The sequence below is a fragment of the Bacillus sp. R86525 genome (assembly GCF_042466195.1).
Lineage (GTDB): Bacteria > Bacillota > Bacilli > Bacillales > Bacillaceae_G > Bacillus_A > Bacillus_A nitratireducens.
Window position 1 is genome coordinate 674,120 of record NZ_JAXHPX010000007.1, and the last position, 16,198, is coordinate 690,317.

Genomic DNA, 16,198 nt, shown 5'->3' on the forward strand with positions numbered 1-16,198 from the left:
ATGGGAGAAAAAATGTTAGGAATTATTAATGCAACGGGAAGTTTTCCTTCCTTAAAGAAAGTAACAGGGCATCGTTCATTAGCGGCGTTACCGTTTGGAGGCCGTTATCGACTCATTGATTTCATGCTTTCAAATATGGTGAATTCTAATATTCATAGCGTGGCGGTTTTTACAAGTCATAAAAATCGCTCTTTAATGGATCATGTCGGTTCAGGAAAACAGTGGGATTTAGATAGAAAGCGTGATGGCCTGTTTTTATTCCCACCGAACTGCCAATGTGATCATGACGAATTTGGATCTTTTGCACATTTTAGAAGACATATTGATTATTTTCTAAGAAGCAGAGAAGAGTATGTTGTTATTACGAATAGCCATCTTGTAACAGCGTTAAATTTTCAAGCGGTGTTAGAGCGACATATACATACGGAAGCTGATATTACTGAAGTTTGTCATGAAGGGGTTTCGCTTCAAACATACGTGTTAAAGAAACAATTATTGTTAGATTTATTTGAGACATATAAAGATGTGGAGCAATACAGTTTATTTGATGTAGTGAGAGAAAAGCGCGGAAAATCACTGCATATTGCTACGTATGAGCATACAGGATATGTAGCTATTATTGATTCAATTGAAAGTTACTATAAACATAGCTTAGAAATTTTGCAGCCTGCTATTTGGAAGCAATTATTTAAGAAAGAAGCACCGATCTTTACGAAAGTAAAAGATGAACCACCAACTCGTTATCTGAAGGGTGCAGCCGTGAAAAATACAATGATTGCAAACGGCAGTATTATTGAAGGAGAAGTAGAAAATAGTGTTATCTCTCGTTCTGTTAAAATTGGAAAAGGTTCAATTGTTCGTAATAGCATTATTATGCAAAAGAGCAAAATTGGAGATAATTGTATAATAGACGGTGTTATTATTGATAAAGACGTGAAAATTGGCGACGGCGTAGTGTTAAAAGGAAGTGCTGATGAGCCATATGTTGTAGAAAAAGGTAGTGTACAAAATAGTACAATTAATAGTTATTCGTAAATAGCGGGTACATAATTAGTGGGGGATTTAGAAAACCCCCACTAATTATGGTTTTACTCTACATGAAAACTCGAAGGGAGGAAGCTGTAAGAAGAGCGATTTGTGATGTATACGCTTTTCGTGCAGTGGAACAACAGGTGAATATTTTATTTGCAGTATCAGAATGTGTACCGTTTATTAAATCCGGAGGTCTAGCTGATGTAGCAGGAGCGCTCCCAAAAGAATTAAAAAAATTAGGAGTGAATGTTCGCATTATACTTCCGAACTACAGTCTTATCCCGAAAGAGCTAAGAGAAGGATGTACGCTTCATAAAGTAATTAACGTTCCTCTTGGATGGAGAAACCAATATTGCGGGATTTTAAAAGGTGAGCAGGATGGGATTACGTATTACTTAATAGATAATGAATATTATTTTAAGAGAGATTCTCTATATGGTCATTATGATGATGGGGAGCGTTTTTCTTATTTTTCAAAAGCAGTTTTAGAGTGTATTCCGCATCTTGATTTCGAAGTAGATGTTCTTCATAGCCATGATTGGCACACAGCTATGGTTAATTTCTTGCTTCGTGAAAAGTATCAAGATAACCCGTTATATGAGCATATTAAAACGGTATATACGATTCATAACTTGCAGTTCCAAGGTGTATTTCCTCCTGAAGTGATGTACGACTTACTGGAGCTTGGTCATGAATATTTTCATAGTGAACAGCTTGAGTTTTATGGAAACGTGAACTTTATGAAAGGCGGTATTATCGCATCTGACCAAATTACAGCGGTTAGCCCGACATATAAAGAAGAGATTCAATATGAGTTTTTCGGTGAGAAGTTAGATGGATTGTTACGAAAGAATAACGATAAGCTTAGTGGCATTGTAAACGGAATTGATACGAGCGTATATAATCCAGAAGCAGATTCGTATATTACCGCTCAGTATAGTGCAGAGTCATTAGATGGAAAGAATGAAAATAAACGTGCATTGCAGCGTTATTTTGGTTTGCCAGAAAAAGAAGATACGCCAGTTATTTCGATGGTAACACGATTAACGAAGCAAAAGGGGCTTGATCTAGTACGTACTGTATTCCGTGAAATAATGGAAGAAGATGTACAATGTATTATTTTAGGGTCAGGAGATTCTGAATACGAGCAGTTCTTTGAATGGATGGCATACGAGTATCCAGAAAAGGTAAAAGTATATATCGGATTTAATGAAGAGTTAGCGCACCAAGTATATGCGGGAAGCGATTTGTTTTTAATGCCATCGCTGTTTGAACCGTGTGGCCTTGGACAACTTATTGCACTAGCATATGGCACGATTCCGATTGTAAGAGAAACAGGCGGATTAAATGATACTGTACATTCTTACGATGAGGACACTGGGATTGGGAATGGCTTTAGCTTTACGAATTTTAATGCGCATGACATGTTACATACGATTCTTCGTGCAATTGAGTTTTATCAAGATAAACCGGTATGGGATAAGCTTGTAAAGCAAGCGATGACTGAAGATTATAGCTGGGGGAAATCGGCTCTTGCGTACAAGAAATTGTATAAAAGTCTCATGGAATAACATTGAGGTGGTGAATAAATGTTTACTCATGTTGAAAGCTTCAAATCCGTTTTTTTAGAAAAATTAGAAACGATGTATGGGAAAAGTTTCAAAGATTCTACGACTCGTGATCAGTATAATACGCTCGGTCATATGGTACGTGAGTATATGAATAGTCAATGGATTGCAACGAATGAAAGTTATCGGTCTGGAGACCAAAAGCAAATGTATTACTTATCCATTGAATTTTTACTTGGGCGTTTGCTTGGAAGTAACATATTAAACTTAGGTATCAGGGATGTATGTGAGAAGGGGCTTTTTGAACTTGGAATTTCTTTGCACGAGTTAGAAGCGGTTGAAGCAGATGCAGGACTTGGAAATGGTGGACTTGGACGATTAGCAGCCTGTTTCCTCGACTCGCTTGCTTCTTTAAACTTACCAGGACATGGCTGTGGTATTCGTTATAAGCATGGCCTGTTTGATCAAAAAATTGTTGATGGCTATCAAGTAGAATTTCCAGAACAGTGGCTTCTTCATGAAAATGTTTGGGAAGTAAGAAGGTATGATCAAGCTGTAGAAGTAAGTTATTTCGGAAACGTTGAACCGCTAGAAATGGATGGGCGTTTAGAGTTCAGGCATACAAATGCAGAAGTTATTATGGCAGTACCATACGACGTACCAGTTGTAGGGTATGAAACAAGTACTGTAAATACGCTCAGACTTTGGAATGCGGAGCCAGTTCCTTTCCCGCAAAATTGTAAAGATATTTTGAAATATAAGCGTGAAACAGAGGCTGTATCGGAGTTTTTATATCCAGATGATACGCATGATGAGGGGAAAATACTTCGTTTGAAACAACAGTATTTCCTCGTATCAGCAAGTTTGCAAAATATCGTTCGTATGCATAGGGAGAGATACGGTAGTCTTCGTCAGTTACATGAAAAAATCGCGATTCATATAAACGATACACATCCAGTTCTAGCAATTCCAGAACTTATGCGTATTTTATTAGACGAAGAAAAATTGACATGGGAAGAAGCTTGGCACATAACAACGCAGACGATTTCCTATACGAATCATACGACGTTATCAGAAGCGCTTGAGAAATGGCCAATTCACATTTTTAAACCGTTATTACCGAGAATTTATATGATTATTGAAGAAATTAATGAACGTTTCTGTCATGAGCTTTGGGACCGTTATGCGTACGATTGGAAGCGTATTGAGGACATGGCCATTATTGCGCATGACCTTGTGAAAATGGCTCATTTAGCGATTGTTGGCAGCCATAGCGTTAATGGTGTAGCGAAAATCCACACAGAAATTTTAAAGCAGCGTGAAATGCGATTGTTCTATGAATTTTATCCAGATAAGTTTAATAATAAAACGAATGGAATTGCTCATAGGCGCTGGCTAATGAAGGCGAATCCGCAGCTGACGGATCTGATTTCGGAAGCGATTGGAACAGAGTGGAAGAAAGAACCGATTAAGCTTCAAGCGCTGCAAACATTTCAACACGATGCTAGTTTCCAAGAAAAGCTTGCAGGGGTAAAACAAGAGCGTAAGATTATTTTAGCGGAGCGCATTCATAATAAAATGGGGATCGCGATTGATCCAAATTCTATTTTTGATGTGCAAGTGAAAAGGCTACATGCCTATAAACGACAATTATTAAATGTTCTTCATATTTTATACTTGTATAACCGTTTAAAAGAGGATACTAGTTTTTCATTTTACCCGCGTACTTTTATTTTTGGAGCAAAAGCATCACCTGGCTATTATTATGCGAAGAAAATTATTAAATTAATAAATGAGCTTGCAAGAAAAGTAAATAATGATCCGTACGTAAGTCAGTTTATGAAAGTTATCTTTCTAGAAAACTACCGAGTTTCTTTAGCTGAAGATATATTCCCGGCGGCAGATGTAAGTGAACAAATTTCAACTGCGAGTAAAGAAGCATCGGGAACAGGTAACATGAAATTCATGATGAATGGTGCAATCACACTCGGAACGTTAGATGGGGCTAATATTGAAATAAAAGACCGGGTCGGTGATAATGCCTGCTTCATTTTTGGCTTAACGGCAGATGAGGTTCTTCATTACTATCAAAATGGTGGATATCGTGCAAGTGATTATTATCACCATAATATGCACATTAAAAAAGTAGTAGATCAGTTAACGAATGGTTTTTTTGCACAATCGGGAGCTGAATTTGAAGCGATTTATGATTCTCTCGTTATTCAAAACGATGAATACTTCGTTCTTCGAGATTTTAGCCCATATGCTGAAAGACAAGAAGCTGTCGGAAGGGCCTATGAAAATAGGCAGAAATGGCTGGAAATGTCGATTTTGAACATTGCACAATCTGGGCATTTTGCGAGTGATCGAACAATTTTGCAGTACAGTAATGAAATTTGGGGAATTGGTAATACTGTTAAACTGTTTTAGATAAAAGCCCCTTTTGAAGGGGCTTTTATTTATTCACTTTTAAAACAGGAATATGATTGCTTAGAAAAATAAAACGAGCTTAATGAGATTAAGCTCGTTTTACTTATTTTGCTTAAGAAAGAAATGGGATAGCGGTATATATTATACCTGTTCCACCATATTCCCCTGTCGCAAAGTATGAAAATGTAAAGAAACCTGTAAACGAAAAAATTATTATAAGAAAAAGTGCAAAGAAAAATTTTAGCATGTAAGGTCCCCTCATCCGAAAGTCGTTTCATAGATTATTATAGTATACAAATATTTAATTTCCAATTGTTTACTGTTTAAAAATGAGAGGTCAGACATGTTTTGTATGTTGTAATGGAATGATTATTTATAATGGATTTTGTATTTTTCGTAAATGTCATGTTGTGATGAACGTGTGCATATTCCCAATCACGATCATTAAAATTTATGTTTCGGGGAGGGAGAAGTGGAACGACATCGAATAAGTTGACGAAACGAAAGCTACTAGCTACTTGCAGTTTATAATAATTTCGAAAGGCGATATCTCCAACTTTTGGAGAGGCAAATGTATAAAGACCGTACTGTGAGAAGGCAGTATTTATACGTGCATCTAGTATGTGTAATGTAGCGAGTGCCCCTCCTAAGCTATGACCTGTTGCAAGAAGTTTCTTATGGGCTGGCAATGATACGAGCATATCCATAATAGAGTCTCGGCAAGATTCATAAATAGAAAGGAAGCCGTTATGGACATTCCCGCTATTTAAAGCGTATGGGTATGGTCTTTGGTTGACGAGTGAATCGATAATCCAGTCTGTATCTGTTTGTGTACCCCTAAAAGCTACAATAATTGTATCTTCAGATTCTAATACGAACCCAAACCATTCCATCGTTTGAATCGCTTTTCCTTGAAAGCCTTGTACATATTGGAATCCATCAGGTATTTCAAAAATCCCATTTTGTTTATATTGTTCATACGTTAGATCGCAGCAAGATGCTAATAATATGGCAGTATCTTTATCGAAGGATAAAGGAGTACGCATCAAGAAAGCCCTCCTTAAGAAAAGGTATAGTTCAATATATGCAGTGAGGGACTTGATTCATTCTTTTTGAAAAAAGGCTTGAACCTACAGTTACGTGAGGGAGTATGATTTTTGTAAACATATTGATAGGAGGAGTGTAGGATGAGCAAAAAGGACGGCTATTCAATTGGTGAGTTTTCAAAGAGAACAGGCACATCAATACGGACACTACAATATTACGATGAAATTGGATTGCTTAAACCTGAAAAGAATAGGAGTTCAGGACACCGTGTATATAAAGATAGAGATATATTAGCATTCCAAAAAATAGTGAGTCTTAAAGTATTAGGATATAGCTTAGAAGAAATTCGTGTCATGCTCAATATGAAAAGTTTGAATATAAGCTTAAAAGAAACATTACAAAATCAAAGGGTAGCTTTTGAAGAAAAGAAAAAACAACTTGAAGTTTCGATAAAGGCGATTGAACGAACAATGGTATGCCTTAAGGAAGATGAAGAGGTAGATAGTAACATATTAATGAGCTTAATTAATAGTATCCAAAAAGAAAACGAACAACGTTTATGGCTTGAAGAATATGTATCACAAGAAGTGGCTGATGGATTATATAATAAGCCGGAAGAAGAGGGCATAGCACTTGATAAAGAGTTTCTGCGTTTAGCAAAAGAAGTGAAAAGGTTATTTGGAAGACAAATTGAGGATTCAGAAGTGCAAAAATTGGTTGATGAACATATGAAAGCGACTCTTAAGTATGTCGGCGAAGAGACAATGTATTTTCTAGGTAAATTAGAGAATGTAGAAGAACAATATAATAATATGATGCCTTCTCCTTATACAGAGGAAGAAGAGTTATGGCTTAATGAAGCGATGGAATGTTATATGGTTAAAAATGGTTTGTATAGTCCACCTAAATAAAAAAGTCGATTTCCATCTCAAGGAATCGACTTTTTCATTAAGTAAGAGGTTTGAAAAAATAGCCTGTATATATTTGAACGATGAATAACTTCCCTATTTTCTTGTGTTTGTTTGCACCATATACAAAAAAATAGGGAAAACGTAACATGTTATTTATCAGTTTGTTTTTGCTTCTTTTTCAAATACTCCGCACGCAATTTTTCAAGTTGCTGCTTTTTATCAAATTTGGCAGGCGTCTGTTTTTCATGAAACTTTGCCACAGCTACCTGACTTTTGTAATCCAATTGATATTTTCCCACTTTGCTCACCTACTTTTCTTGTCTTTAAAGAGAATCTATTCAACAAATATAATATACCTTATTTTACTGAAGTAAACCTTATTAATTTTTTACTTATATCTATTTAAATCCAAATGTTACCTTATTAAACTAACCTGCCCCATTAGTTTAAGGCAGATTTTATCTAAATAATGCGGAGTGAACCAAAATGGAGAAAAACGAGGACAGCATTACGTCTGGACATATTATCTAACCCCATGGACTGATGATTCGGAAAAATTATTTCGGAATTCTTCACCTAGTATGCGTAACTCCTCAACCAACGTATTGTTGTTTGTAGACGTAAATTAAAACACCCTTTCATGCAGTACTATGAAAGGGTGTTTTAATTTTATTCATTCTCTTAAGTTGATGGCTATGGCCCCAGAAGGACACTATTTATTCTTTCCCATCTAAAAGGCGACCAAGTCCGCCTAAAACGCTGCCTTCACCGCTGCTTTGAGCTGCTGGGCTTGTAAGGCGCGCTGCTAAGCGACTAAGTGTTAAAGACTGAATCCAAACAGTTCCAGGACCTTCTAATGTTGCGAAGAATAAACCTTCACCGCCAAATAGAGCTGTTTTTACTTTTCCAACGAATTCAACATCATAGTTAACGTCTTTTGTCATTGCAACGAGACAGCCTGTATCAATGCGAAGTTTTTCACCAGGTTTCAATTCACGTTTATATACTGTTCCACCTGCGTGCATGAAAGCAAGTCCGTCACCTTCAAGTTTCTGCATGATGAAACCTTCACCACCGAAGAAACCAGTTCCAATTTTCTTTGTAAACTCGATTCCGATAGAAACACCTTTTGCGGCACAAAGAAATGCGTCTTTTTGACAAACGACTTTTCCTTGATATTCTGTTAAATCAACAGGGATAATTTTTCCTGGATATGGAGCGGCGAATGATACGTGGCGTTTGCCATGACCTGTATTTGTAAATACAGTCATAAACATGCTTTCACCTGTAACGAGACGTTTACCAGCGCCCATTAATTTCCCAAATAAGCCGCCAGATGGTCCTGAACCATCGCCGAAGATTGTTTCCATTTCAATATGATCTTCCATCATCATCATTGCGCCAGCTTCAGCGATAACGCTTTCTTCTGGGTCCAATTCAATTTCAACGAACTGCATATCATCGCCATATAATTTATATTCGATTTCATGTGCCCTCATTTTTTTCACCTCAATGTAATAGATAATCATATTGTACAGAATTTAAAGAGATTAGAAAACTACAGTTTTGTTAATTTTCAAATAAAAGTAAAATAGAATAGGAATTTATGGTTATACTAGGATTATAAAAAACGCTGGAGTGAAAGTGTTCTCATTTGACGTTTTGGATTGAGCGTGATATAGTGAAATCACTATTGAGCTACATAATGTGGTACGGAAATAAAGCACGTTGAATTAAAGGCTGTAAGCTTGTTATACATTCATGTCCTTTATATCCACCTTTTCATGTGGATTCATAGTTTCATTTTTATTTAGGAGGTACATGACATGCAAACAGGTAAAGTTAAATGGTTTAACGGCGAAAAAGGTTTCGGTTTCATCGAAGTTGAAGGCGGAGAAGACGTATTCGTACATTTCTCAGCTATTCAAGGCGACGGATTCAAAACTTTAGAAGAAGGTCAAGAAGTTTCTTTCGAAATCGTTGAAGGCAACCGCGGACCACAAGCAGCTAACGTTACAAAAAACTAATTAGCTAACGATAAAAAGCATTCCGAATTTCGGAATGCTTTTTTTATTCTTTGGAGCTAGATTCATTTGAAGATAATTCACCTTTAAAAGTACGTTCTTCAAAGTCATCAAGCATTTGCTCATATTCTTCATGTTCCTCTGTAGCGAAAACTTGTGGGTTTTTACCATACATATCCGTACCAATAAAGTTTTCAAAATCCTCAACGAAGCCTACATTCTCTTCACTATTTACGTACATGCCATTATAGTTTTTGGAATCTTGTCTTTCTAAATCAGATGGAGTTTCAGACGTTCCGTAATTTGCGACGTCTTGCCATGCATCTTCAGCATCGTACTCTACAGAATGATCTTCGTCGTGCTTATGAAACGAAGGAGCCAACACCTCTTCTTCAACTGGTCGCGTGTTCATATCCAATTTATTTGTAGTGTGCTGTATACACGTTGTAGCAGTCGGCATTGCTTCTAATCTTTCGAACGGAATTTCCTCACCAGACACTTCGCAAATACCGTACGTACCAGCTTCAATTTTTTGCAGGGCATGTTTCGTATCTTCTAGTTGTTTATGCCAAAATTCGATGAGTCCGAAATCTTTCTCACGTTCGTACAATTCTGTAGCCATATCACCTGGATGGTTGTCATAGCTAGACAATTCTCCCACTGAATCACGTTCAGAAGCACGATCTGTATTCTCATGAGTTTGTATTGTTTGTTCAACTTCTTGCTGTTGTTTTTCTAAAATAGATTTAAATTGATTTATTTGTTGTGGAGTTAACATAGTCGTCCACCTTCCTACAATTCAGTTTCTTTACATAGTATGAGCGTTGGAGGTGGGAATTATGAGATGAATTTCAACTTAGAAGTTGGTATATAAAAAAAGGAGCTGCGTAAGCAGCTCCTTTTTATAAGAAGTATCCAAGCAATAATCCGATTCCCATTAGGAGACCGAAAATTGTATTTGTTTTTGCTGTTGCAATCATAGCAGGTACCATTTCCATTGGAATACTTTTACCGATAAAGCCTTTCGTCGCTTTTAATGCTTTCGGTGCACTTAAAAACACGATAAGCATCCATGGTGATACGATGTTAACGATAATTAGAGCGATTGTCCAAATATAAGAAACGATGAACATAGAAGCAAGTACACCAACGGCTCTTTCGCGTCCGACGAGAATTGCTAACGTTTTACGACCGTTTTCTTTATCGCCATCTAAGTCACGAATGTTATTAGCTAGTAAAATGGCACCAATTAAAATGGAGCTTGGAATAGATAATAAAATGACTTCTGATGTTACAGTTCCAGTTTGAATAAAGAATGAAATCCCGATAATAATGACACCCATAAATAATCCGGCTGTTAACTCTCCAAATGGTGTATAGGCAATTGGAAGTGGGCCACCTGTATAAAGGTAGGCAACGGCCATACAAACAAGACCGATTGCAGCAAGCCACCAGCTAGAATTCATACAAATATAAACACCTAATAGTATTGCGATCCCGAAAAATCCAAATGCTAAGTTAAGCACTGTTTTCGGCTGAATGCCATCGCGAACGATAGCGCCGCCGATACCAACTGACCCTTCGTGATCGAGCCCTCTTTTATAATCAAAGTATTCATTAAACATGTTTGTTGCTGCTTGAATGAGAAGACAAGCGAGAAGCATCATAAGGAAAAGAGGGAGATGTATTTGATTTATACCTCCGACCTGCATCGCATAGGCTGTTCCGATGAAAACAGGAACGAAAGCTGCTGTTAATGTATGGGGACGTAGTAAACTCCACCAAATGCGCCAGCCGGTTTGCTTACTTGGCTTTGGCGCCGTAGGAGAGGAATTCGTTTCGACGTTCATTTCCATGTTGAATCCTCCTTTGGTCACATATTGTACACAACTAAGTGTAGAAAAAGCATCATTTAGTGTCAACGTTTATTTTCTAGGAAGAGAAGGTGAATTTCTCAGAAATGCTAAACGTTGACAGGCCTTTCGTTTGAGGTGTATCTTAAAATCAAGCGTAATTATGACTATTTTTCGCCCATAGGGGGGAGACAATTGTGATTCAAACGAAACAAATAGGCTTGCAAGAAGTTCTTAGTGCAGCCATTAAGCGTGCAACTGATGAAAAAATATTGGTTAGCTTCGTAAAACAAATAGACTGGATAGATCCGCTTCTGTTTTATGCAGCAGGAAAAAGGATCTCATTCGAAAATAGATGTTATTTTGCAGACCCAGCTCAGCATGTAATATTTGCTGGAATTGGCTCTGTTTTCACTATAGCAACTTCTTCTCACAAACGCTTTCAAACGGCTCGTGACGAGTGGGATAAAGTAAAAGAGAAAGCATTTGTACAAAGAGAAGGATACGAATTTGGAACAGGTCCTCTTTTATTTGGTGGATTTTCATTTGACCAAGAAAAAGAAAAAACAAATCTTTGGAAAGAATTTGATGACACCACATTTTCACTACCAGCATTTTTATTAACTGTAAAAAATGAAAAAGCGTGGTTAACCATTAATAAGTTCGTTTCAGCTGAAGATTGCGCAGAAACTCTTTCTAACGAAATTATTTCTTTAGAAGAGAGAATTTTACAAGAGAGTAAATGTGCATTAGAAGGAGATAAACTAACAACTACTTCGAAAGTAGAAGTTGATCCGAAGGGCTGGATGAATGCGATTGGCAAAGTGCAGGATGAAATGAAGCAAGGGAACGTGCAGAAGGTTGTATTAGCAAGGGAGCTAAAATTGACGATGGATCAGCATATTGATTCCGCTCTTGTTTTAGAAGCGCTTCGCATTGGGCAACCGGATTGTTACGTATTTTCTTTTGATTATAAAGGAGCATGTTTCTTAGGGGCGACACCTGAGCGATTGATTCGAAAAGAAGGCGAGAAGTTTACATCGATGTGCCTTGCGGGTTCAATTGGTCATGGTAATTCTATAGAAGAAAGTAAACAAAATGGTGAGACGCTTCTTCATGATGAAAAGAATTTGGCTGAACACGGTTATGTAGTTAATATGATTCGAGGTGTGCTAAGTGAGCATTGTGAATCTGTTAATATTCCGGAGAGCCCAGGCTTATTAACGACGAAAAACTTAATCCATTTATATACACCAGTAGAAGCGAAAGGTGATACAAGTCTTTTAGCGATGGTAGAAGAATTGCATCCAACGCCAGCTCTTGGTGGTACACCTCGTCATGAGGCATTGAAATTAATCCGTGATGTAGAGCTTTTAGATAGAGGATTGTATGGTGCACCAATTGGCTTTATAGATGATGAAGGAAATGGTGAATTTGCGGTTGCACTTCGCTGCGGATTATTAAATGGCGAGAAAGCATCCTTATTTGCTGGCTGTGGTATCGTAATCGATTCAGTAGCGCAGCTTGAATATGAAGAAACAAGTTTGAAGTTTAGACCGATGCTTGGTGCTTTGGAGGAATTAATGAAATGAACAATCATATAGAAGCATTATCATATTATTTAGGCGCGTTCGTGGATGAACTGACGCGTCTAAATGTATGTGATGTTGTCATTAGTCCTGGCTCACGGTCAACGCCGATTGCCTTACTAATGGAACAACATGAAGGAATGAAAACATATTTACATGTAGACGAAAGATCAGCAGGATTTTTTGCGCTCGGCATTGCAAAAGCAAAAAAACGACCTGTTGCACTATTATGTACGTCAGGAACGGCAGCAGCGAACTATTATCCAGCTGTATGTGAAGCTTTTCATTCAAGGGTGCCGCTTATCATTTTAACGGCAGATAGACCGCATGAATTAAGAGATGTGGGTGCACCACAGGCGATGAATCAGTTTAATTTATACGGTACTTTTGTGAAGCAATTTACAGAGATGGCACTTCCAGAAGCGAGTGAAGCGATGTATCATTATGCTCGCATGACGACGCAACGTGTGATAGCAAATGCTTGTTTAGCGCCGCAAGGACCTGTTCATCTTAATTTTCCAGTTCGCGAGCCGCTTATCCCAGATTTCTCATTAGAAAGTTTATGGGATAAAGGACGCGGGGAATATACAGGAGTAGTTCAGCAAGGGAACGTGATGATGCCGAGTGAATATGTAGATTCTCTTGTAGGGCGCCTTTCACATATGGAAAAGGGGCTTATTATTTGTGGAGATGATAGTCATTCAGAAATCGCAGCGTTTGCGGCACAACTAGCTGAAAAAACGGGATATCCAATATTAGCGGATCCACTTTCTAATATTCGCAGTGGACATCACGATAAAACGATGGTAATCGACTGTTACGATACATTTTTACGAAATGAACTGTTAAAGGAAACGTGGAAACCGGACGTTTTAATTCGCTTTGGTGGAATGCCTGTTTCTAAAGCATTAACGCAGTTCATTAAAAAACAAACGAAAGCAGTTCATATCGTTGTTGATGAATCCGGACAATGGAGAGATCCAGCTCTTGTTGCGACAGAAGTTGTACAAGCAAGTGATGTTGATTTTTGCAGGACATTAATAGAGAAAATGCCAGTTATGAAAACGAATGATTGGTTCGGAATGTGGAAACATATAAACGAGAAAACGAAGGAAGCGCTTCGTGAAATGGAAACATATGAAACTGCATTTGAAGGAAAAGTCATTACGGATATTGTTCGTGTATTACCAGAAGGCGCAACGTTATTTGCGAGTAATAGTATGCCAATTCGCGATACAGATTCATTTTTCTTCACATCGGATAAAAATATTCAAGTGATGGCAAATCGTGGTGTAAATGGTATTGATGGAATCATTTCAACAGCTTTAGGAGCGAGTATTATTTGTGATCCACTCGTATTAGTAATTGGTGACTTATCATTTTATCACGATTTAAACGGGTTATTAGCCGCAAAATTACATGAGTTAAATATAACGATTGTTGTTGTAAATAATGATGGCGGAGGTATTTTCTCATTCTTACCACAATATGAGAAAAAGGAACATTTCGAATCATTATTTGGAACACCAATTGGGCTTGATTACGAGCATGTTGTCAAAATGTATGGTGGTTCATTTAGCCGGGTGAATGGATGGGAAAACTTCCGAGAAGAAGTACAAACTGGAACGACAGCGAAAGGATTACACGTTGTGGAAATTTGTACGAATCGCGAAGAAAACTTGAAATTACATCGTGAATTATGGGCGAAAACAATGGACGTTATTACTACATCTTTGCAAGGTGAATCAAAATGAACGTAACGTTGCAAGGTGTATCCTATAAATATGAAGTAGTCGGAAGCGGGGAACCACTTCTACTTCTTCATGGTTTTACGGGAAGCATGGAAACGTGGCGTTCCTTTATTCCTTCTTGGGGCGAGCAGTTTCAAGTCATTCTAGTAGACATTGTGGGGCACGGAAAAACGGAAAGTCCTGCAGATGTGACTCATTATGATATTCGAAATACAGCACTACAAATGAAAGAATTACTAGATTATCTTCATATTGAAAAAGCGCACATACTCGGCTATTCAATGGGCGGTAGACTGGCGATTACGATGGCATGTCTATATCCAGAGTATGTACATTCTCTTTTATTAGAAAATTGTACAGCTGGTCTTGAAAGTGAAGAGGATAGAAAAGAACGTCGTGAAAAAGATGAGCGACTTGCTGATAAAATTGAGCGAGAAGGCATCGAAAGCTTTGTAACGATGTGGGAAAATATCCCTCTGTTTGAAACGCAAAAATGTTTAGCAAAAAACGCACAAGAAGCGGTGCGAAAAGAACGACTTGCTAACAATCCAAAAGGACTTGCAAATAGCTTGCGCGGCATGGGAACAGGGGCTCAGCCTTCATGGTGGAACGAGCTGCAAAACCTAAAAATACCTGTTCTTTTAATGAACGGGGAGTATGATGAAAAGTTCTTTCGCATATTAAAAAACATTGAAAAATGCATCCCTCATGCGAAATTTGTCAAAATTGATGGTGCTGGCCATGCAATTCATGTGGAACAACCGGAAAAGTTTGATACAATAGTAAAGGGATTTCTAAAAACTATGCAGTGATGCTTTTTCATCTAAGAAGAAAGCTACGCTTATAGAGGAGATCAGAAATATACAAGGAGGTAGTTGTAATGGCTATTGAATGGGTAAAAGAAGGCAATTACGAAGATATTATTTATTCAACATACAATGGTATCGCAAAGATTTCGATTAACCGTCCTGAAGTACATAACGCATTCCGTCCTAAAACGGTAATGGAGTTAATCAACGCTTTTGCACACGCTCGTGATGATGCAAATGTTGGCGTTATCATTTTAACAGGTGAAGGTGGACGTGCATTCTGTTCTGGCGGCGACCAAAAAGTTCGCGGTCATGGTGGATATGTAGGTGACGACCAAATCCCTCGTTTAAACGTATTAGACTTACAACGTCTAATTCGCGCAATTCCTAAACCAGTTATCGCAATGGTAGCAGGTTATGCAATCGGTGGTGGACACGTACTTCATATCGTATGTGACTTAACAATCGCTGCAGACAACGCTGTATTCGGACAAACAGGTCCTAAAGTAGGAAGCTTTGACGGTGGATACGGAGCTGGTTACTTAGCTCGTATGGTAGGTCACAAGAAAGCTCGCGAAATTTGGTACCTATGCCGTCAATACAACGCACAGGAAGCGCTTGATATGGGCTTAGTAAACACAGTAGTACCATTAGAAGAGCTTGAAGCAGAAACAGTACAATGGGCACAAGAAATCTTAGCAAACAGCCCAATGGCACTTCGTTTCCTAAAAGCTGCATTCAACGCAGACACAGACGGTCTAGCTGGTATTCAACAACTAGCTGGAGATGCAACGTTATTGTACTACACAACTGACGAAGCAAAAGAAGGCCGTGACGCGTTCAAAGAAAAACGCAGTCCGGACTTCGGTCAATTCCCTCGTTTCCCGTGATCAAAAGCGGAAGCGGCTCGCTTAGAACAAGAGGGCGTTGGAACTCCTGACGTAGAGGCGCTTTTTGCCTCGTAGGAAGGCGTGAAACGACCGACTGTTCTAGCCGCTGTAGCTGGATGAAACCAAAAGCGAAAGTAGCTCGTTCAGAATGTGAGGGGGATGGAGCTTCTGACAAAGAGGCGCTTTTTGCCTCGTAGGAAGAAGTGAAGCCACCGAACATTCTAGCTGCTGTAGCTAGATGAGATCACACCGGAAACAAAACAACTAAGAGACTTGATTTCATATCAAGTCTCT

At 38.2% G+C, this 16,198-nt stretch carries 14 protein-coding genes; 9 read left to right on the top strand and 5 right to left on the bottom strand.

The annotated features are described in order from the left end of the window. The 3 genes from glgD (at position 1) to glgP (ending at position 5,030) form a co-directional block, all read left to right on the top strand. Complete coding sequence (gene glgD, locus SJY24_RS05915) at positions 1-1,035, top strand: glucose-1-phosphate adenylyltransferase subunit GlgD (RefSeq protein ID WP_377864031.1); 1,035 nt, start codon at positions 1-3, stop codon at positions 1,033-1,035. A gap of 137 nt (positions 1,036-1,172) precedes the next feature. After that, positions 1,173-2,603, top strand: a complete 1,431-nt coding sequence (gene glgA / locus SJY24_RS05920) for a glycogen synthase GlgA (RefSeq protein ID WP_377867223.1) — start codon at positions 1,173-1,175, stop codon at positions 2,601-2,603. Between the two features lie 18 nt (positions 2,604-2,621). Beyond that, positions 2,622-5,030, top strand: a complete 2,409-nt coding sequence (gene glgP / locus SJY24_RS05925) for a glycogen phosphorylase (RefSeq protein ID WP_377864032.1) — start codon at positions 2,622-2,624, stop codon at positions 5,028-5,030. 323 nt (positions 5,031-5,353) lie between these two features. Here the strand turns inward: glgP and SJY24_RS05930 are convergent, their stop codons facing one another. Beyond that, positions 5,354-6,076 (bottom strand): lipase family protein, encoded by a 723-nt coding sequence (locus tag SJY24_RS05930; protein ID WP_377864033.1) that lies wholly within the window; start codon positions 6,074-6,076, stop codon positions 5,354-5,356. A 141-nt stretch (positions 6,077-6,217) separates the two neighbouring features. Between SJY24_RS05930 and SJY24_RS05935 the strand changes: the two genes are divergently transcribed. Next, positions 6,218-6,988: a MerR family transcriptional regulator gene (locus tag SJY24_RS05935; protein ID WP_377864034.1), complete on the top strand. Its 771-nt coding sequence runs from the start codon at positions 6,218-6,220 to the stop codon at positions 6,986-6,988. A 149-nt stretch (positions 6,989-7,137) separates the two neighbouring features. Here the strand turns inward: SJY24_RS05935 and SJY24_RS05940 are convergent, their stop codons facing one another. Both SJY24_RS05940 and SJY24_RS05945 read right to left on the bottom strand, forming a co-directional pair. Continuing rightward, positions 7,138-7,287, bottom strand: coding sequence for a hypothetical protein (locus SJY24_RS05940; RefSeq protein ID WP_000521653.1), 150 nt, complete (start codon positions 7,285-7,287; stop codon positions 7,138-7,140). A 417-nt stretch (positions 7,288-7,704) separates the two neighbouring features. Beyond that, positions 7,705-8,487 (bottom strand): TIGR00266 family protein, encoded by a 783-nt coding sequence (locus tag SJY24_RS05945; protein WP_377864035.1) that lies wholly within the window; start codon positions 8,485-8,487, stop codon positions 7,705-7,707. A gap of 327 nt (positions 8,488-8,814) precedes the next feature. Between SJY24_RS05945 and cspD the strand changes: the two genes are divergently transcribed. Continuing rightward, complete coding sequence (gene cspD / locus SJY24_RS05950; RefSeq protein WP_001193052.1) at positions 8,815-9,015, top strand: cold-shock protein CspD; 201 nt, start codon at positions 8,815-8,817, stop codon at positions 9,013-9,015. Between the two features lie 43 nt (positions 9,016-9,058). Here the strand turns inward: cspD and SJY24_RS05955 are convergent, their stop codons facing one another. Both SJY24_RS05955 and SJY24_RS05960 read right to left on the bottom strand, forming a co-directional pair. Continuing rightward, positions 9,059-9,790 (bottom strand): yteA family sporulation protein, encoded by a 732-nt coding sequence (locus SJY24_RS05955; RefSeq protein WP_000957359.1) that lies wholly within the window; start codon positions 9,788-9,790, stop codon positions 9,059-9,061. A gap of 124 nt (positions 9,791-9,914) precedes the next feature. Beyond that, on the bottom strand, positions 9,915-10,868 hold the full coding sequence (locus SJY24_RS05960) for a 1,4-dihydroxy-2-naphthoate polyprenyltransferase (protein ID WP_000425755.1): 954 nt from the start codon (positions 10,866-10,868) through the stop codon (positions 9,915-9,917). A gap of 194 nt (positions 10,869-11,062) precedes the next feature. Between SJY24_RS05960 and SJY24_RS05965 the strand changes: the two genes are divergently transcribed. The 4 genes from SJY24_RS05965 (at position 11,063) to menB (ending at position 15,904) form a co-directional block, all read left to right on the top strand. Further along, the gene (locus tag SJY24_RS05965; protein WP_377864037.1) at positions 11,063-12,457 is read left to right on the top strand and encodes an isochorismate synthase; all 1,395 of its coding nucleotides are present in this window, start codon (positions 11,063-11,065) and stop codon (positions 12,455-12,457) included. Further along, positions 12,454-14,208 carry a 2-succinyl-5-enolpyruvyl-6-hydroxy-3-cyclohexene-1-carboxylic-acid synthase gene (menD, locus tag SJY24_RS05970; RefSeq protein WP_377864038.1) on the top strand — a complete coding sequence of 585 codons (1,755 nt, stop codon included), beginning with the start codon at positions 12,454-12,456 and terminating at the stop codon, positions 14,206-14,208. The genes SJY24_RS05965 and menD overlap by 4 nt, the downstream gene beginning before the upstream one ends. Continuing rightward, positions 14,205-15,017, top strand: coding sequence for a 2-succinyl-6-hydroxy-2,4-cyclohexadiene-1-carboxylate synthase (gene menH, locus SJY24_RS05975; protein WP_377864039.1), 813 nt, complete (start codon positions 14,205-14,207; stop codon positions 15,015-15,017). Before menD ends, menH begins: the two co-directional genes overlap by 4 nt. A gap of 68 nt (positions 15,018-15,085) precedes the next feature. Further along, on the top strand, positions 15,086-15,904 hold the full coding sequence (menB, locus tag SJY24_RS05980) for a 1,4-dihydroxy-2-naphthoyl-CoA synthase (protein WP_016079909.1): 819 nt from the start codon (positions 15,086-15,088) through the stop codon (positions 15,902-15,904). Positions 15,905-16,198: the final 294 nt, after the last annotated feature.

Coding starts and splice junctions, on each gene's coding strand:
- SJY24_RS05945 (WP_377864035.1), bottom strand. CDS start 8,487: ATGAGGGCACATGAAATCGAATATAAATTATATGGCGATGATATGCAG.
- SJY24_RS05935 (WP_377864034.1), top strand. CDS start 6,218: ATGAGCAAAAAGGACGGCTATTCAATTGGTGAGTTTTCAAAGAGAACA.
- SJY24_RS05955 (WP_000957359.1), bottom strand. CDS start 9,790: ATGTTAACTCCACAACAAATAAATCAATTTAAATCTATTTTAGAAAAA.
- SJY24_RS05930 (WP_377864033.1), bottom strand. CDS start 6,076: ATGCGTACTCCTTTATCCTTCGATAAAGATACTGCCATATTATTAGCA.
- SJY24_RS05960 (WP_000425755.1), bottom strand. CDS start 10,868: ATGGAAATGAACGTCGAAACGAATTCCTCTCCTACGGCGCCAAAGCCA.
- glgP (WP_377864032.1), top strand. CDS start 2,622: ATGTTTACTCATGTTGAAAGCTTCAAATCCGTTTTTTTAGAAAAATTA.
- menH (WP_377864039.1), top strand. CDS start 14,205: ATGAACGTAACGTTGCAAGGTGTATCCTATAAATATGAAGTAGTCGGA.
- menB (WP_016079909.1), top strand. CDS start 15,086: ATGGCTATTGAATGGGTAAAAGAAGGCAATTACGAAGATATTATTTAT.
- glgD (WP_377864031.1), top strand. CDS start 1: ATGGGAGAAAAAATGTTAGGAATTATTAATGCAACGGGAAGTTTTCCT.
- cspD (WP_001193052.1), top strand. CDS start 8,815: ATGCAAACAGGTAAAGTTAAATGGTTTAACGGCGAAAAAGGTTTCGGT.
- menD (WP_377864038.1), top strand. CDS start 12,454: ATGAACAATCATATAGAAGCATTATCATATTATTTAGGCGCGTTCGTG.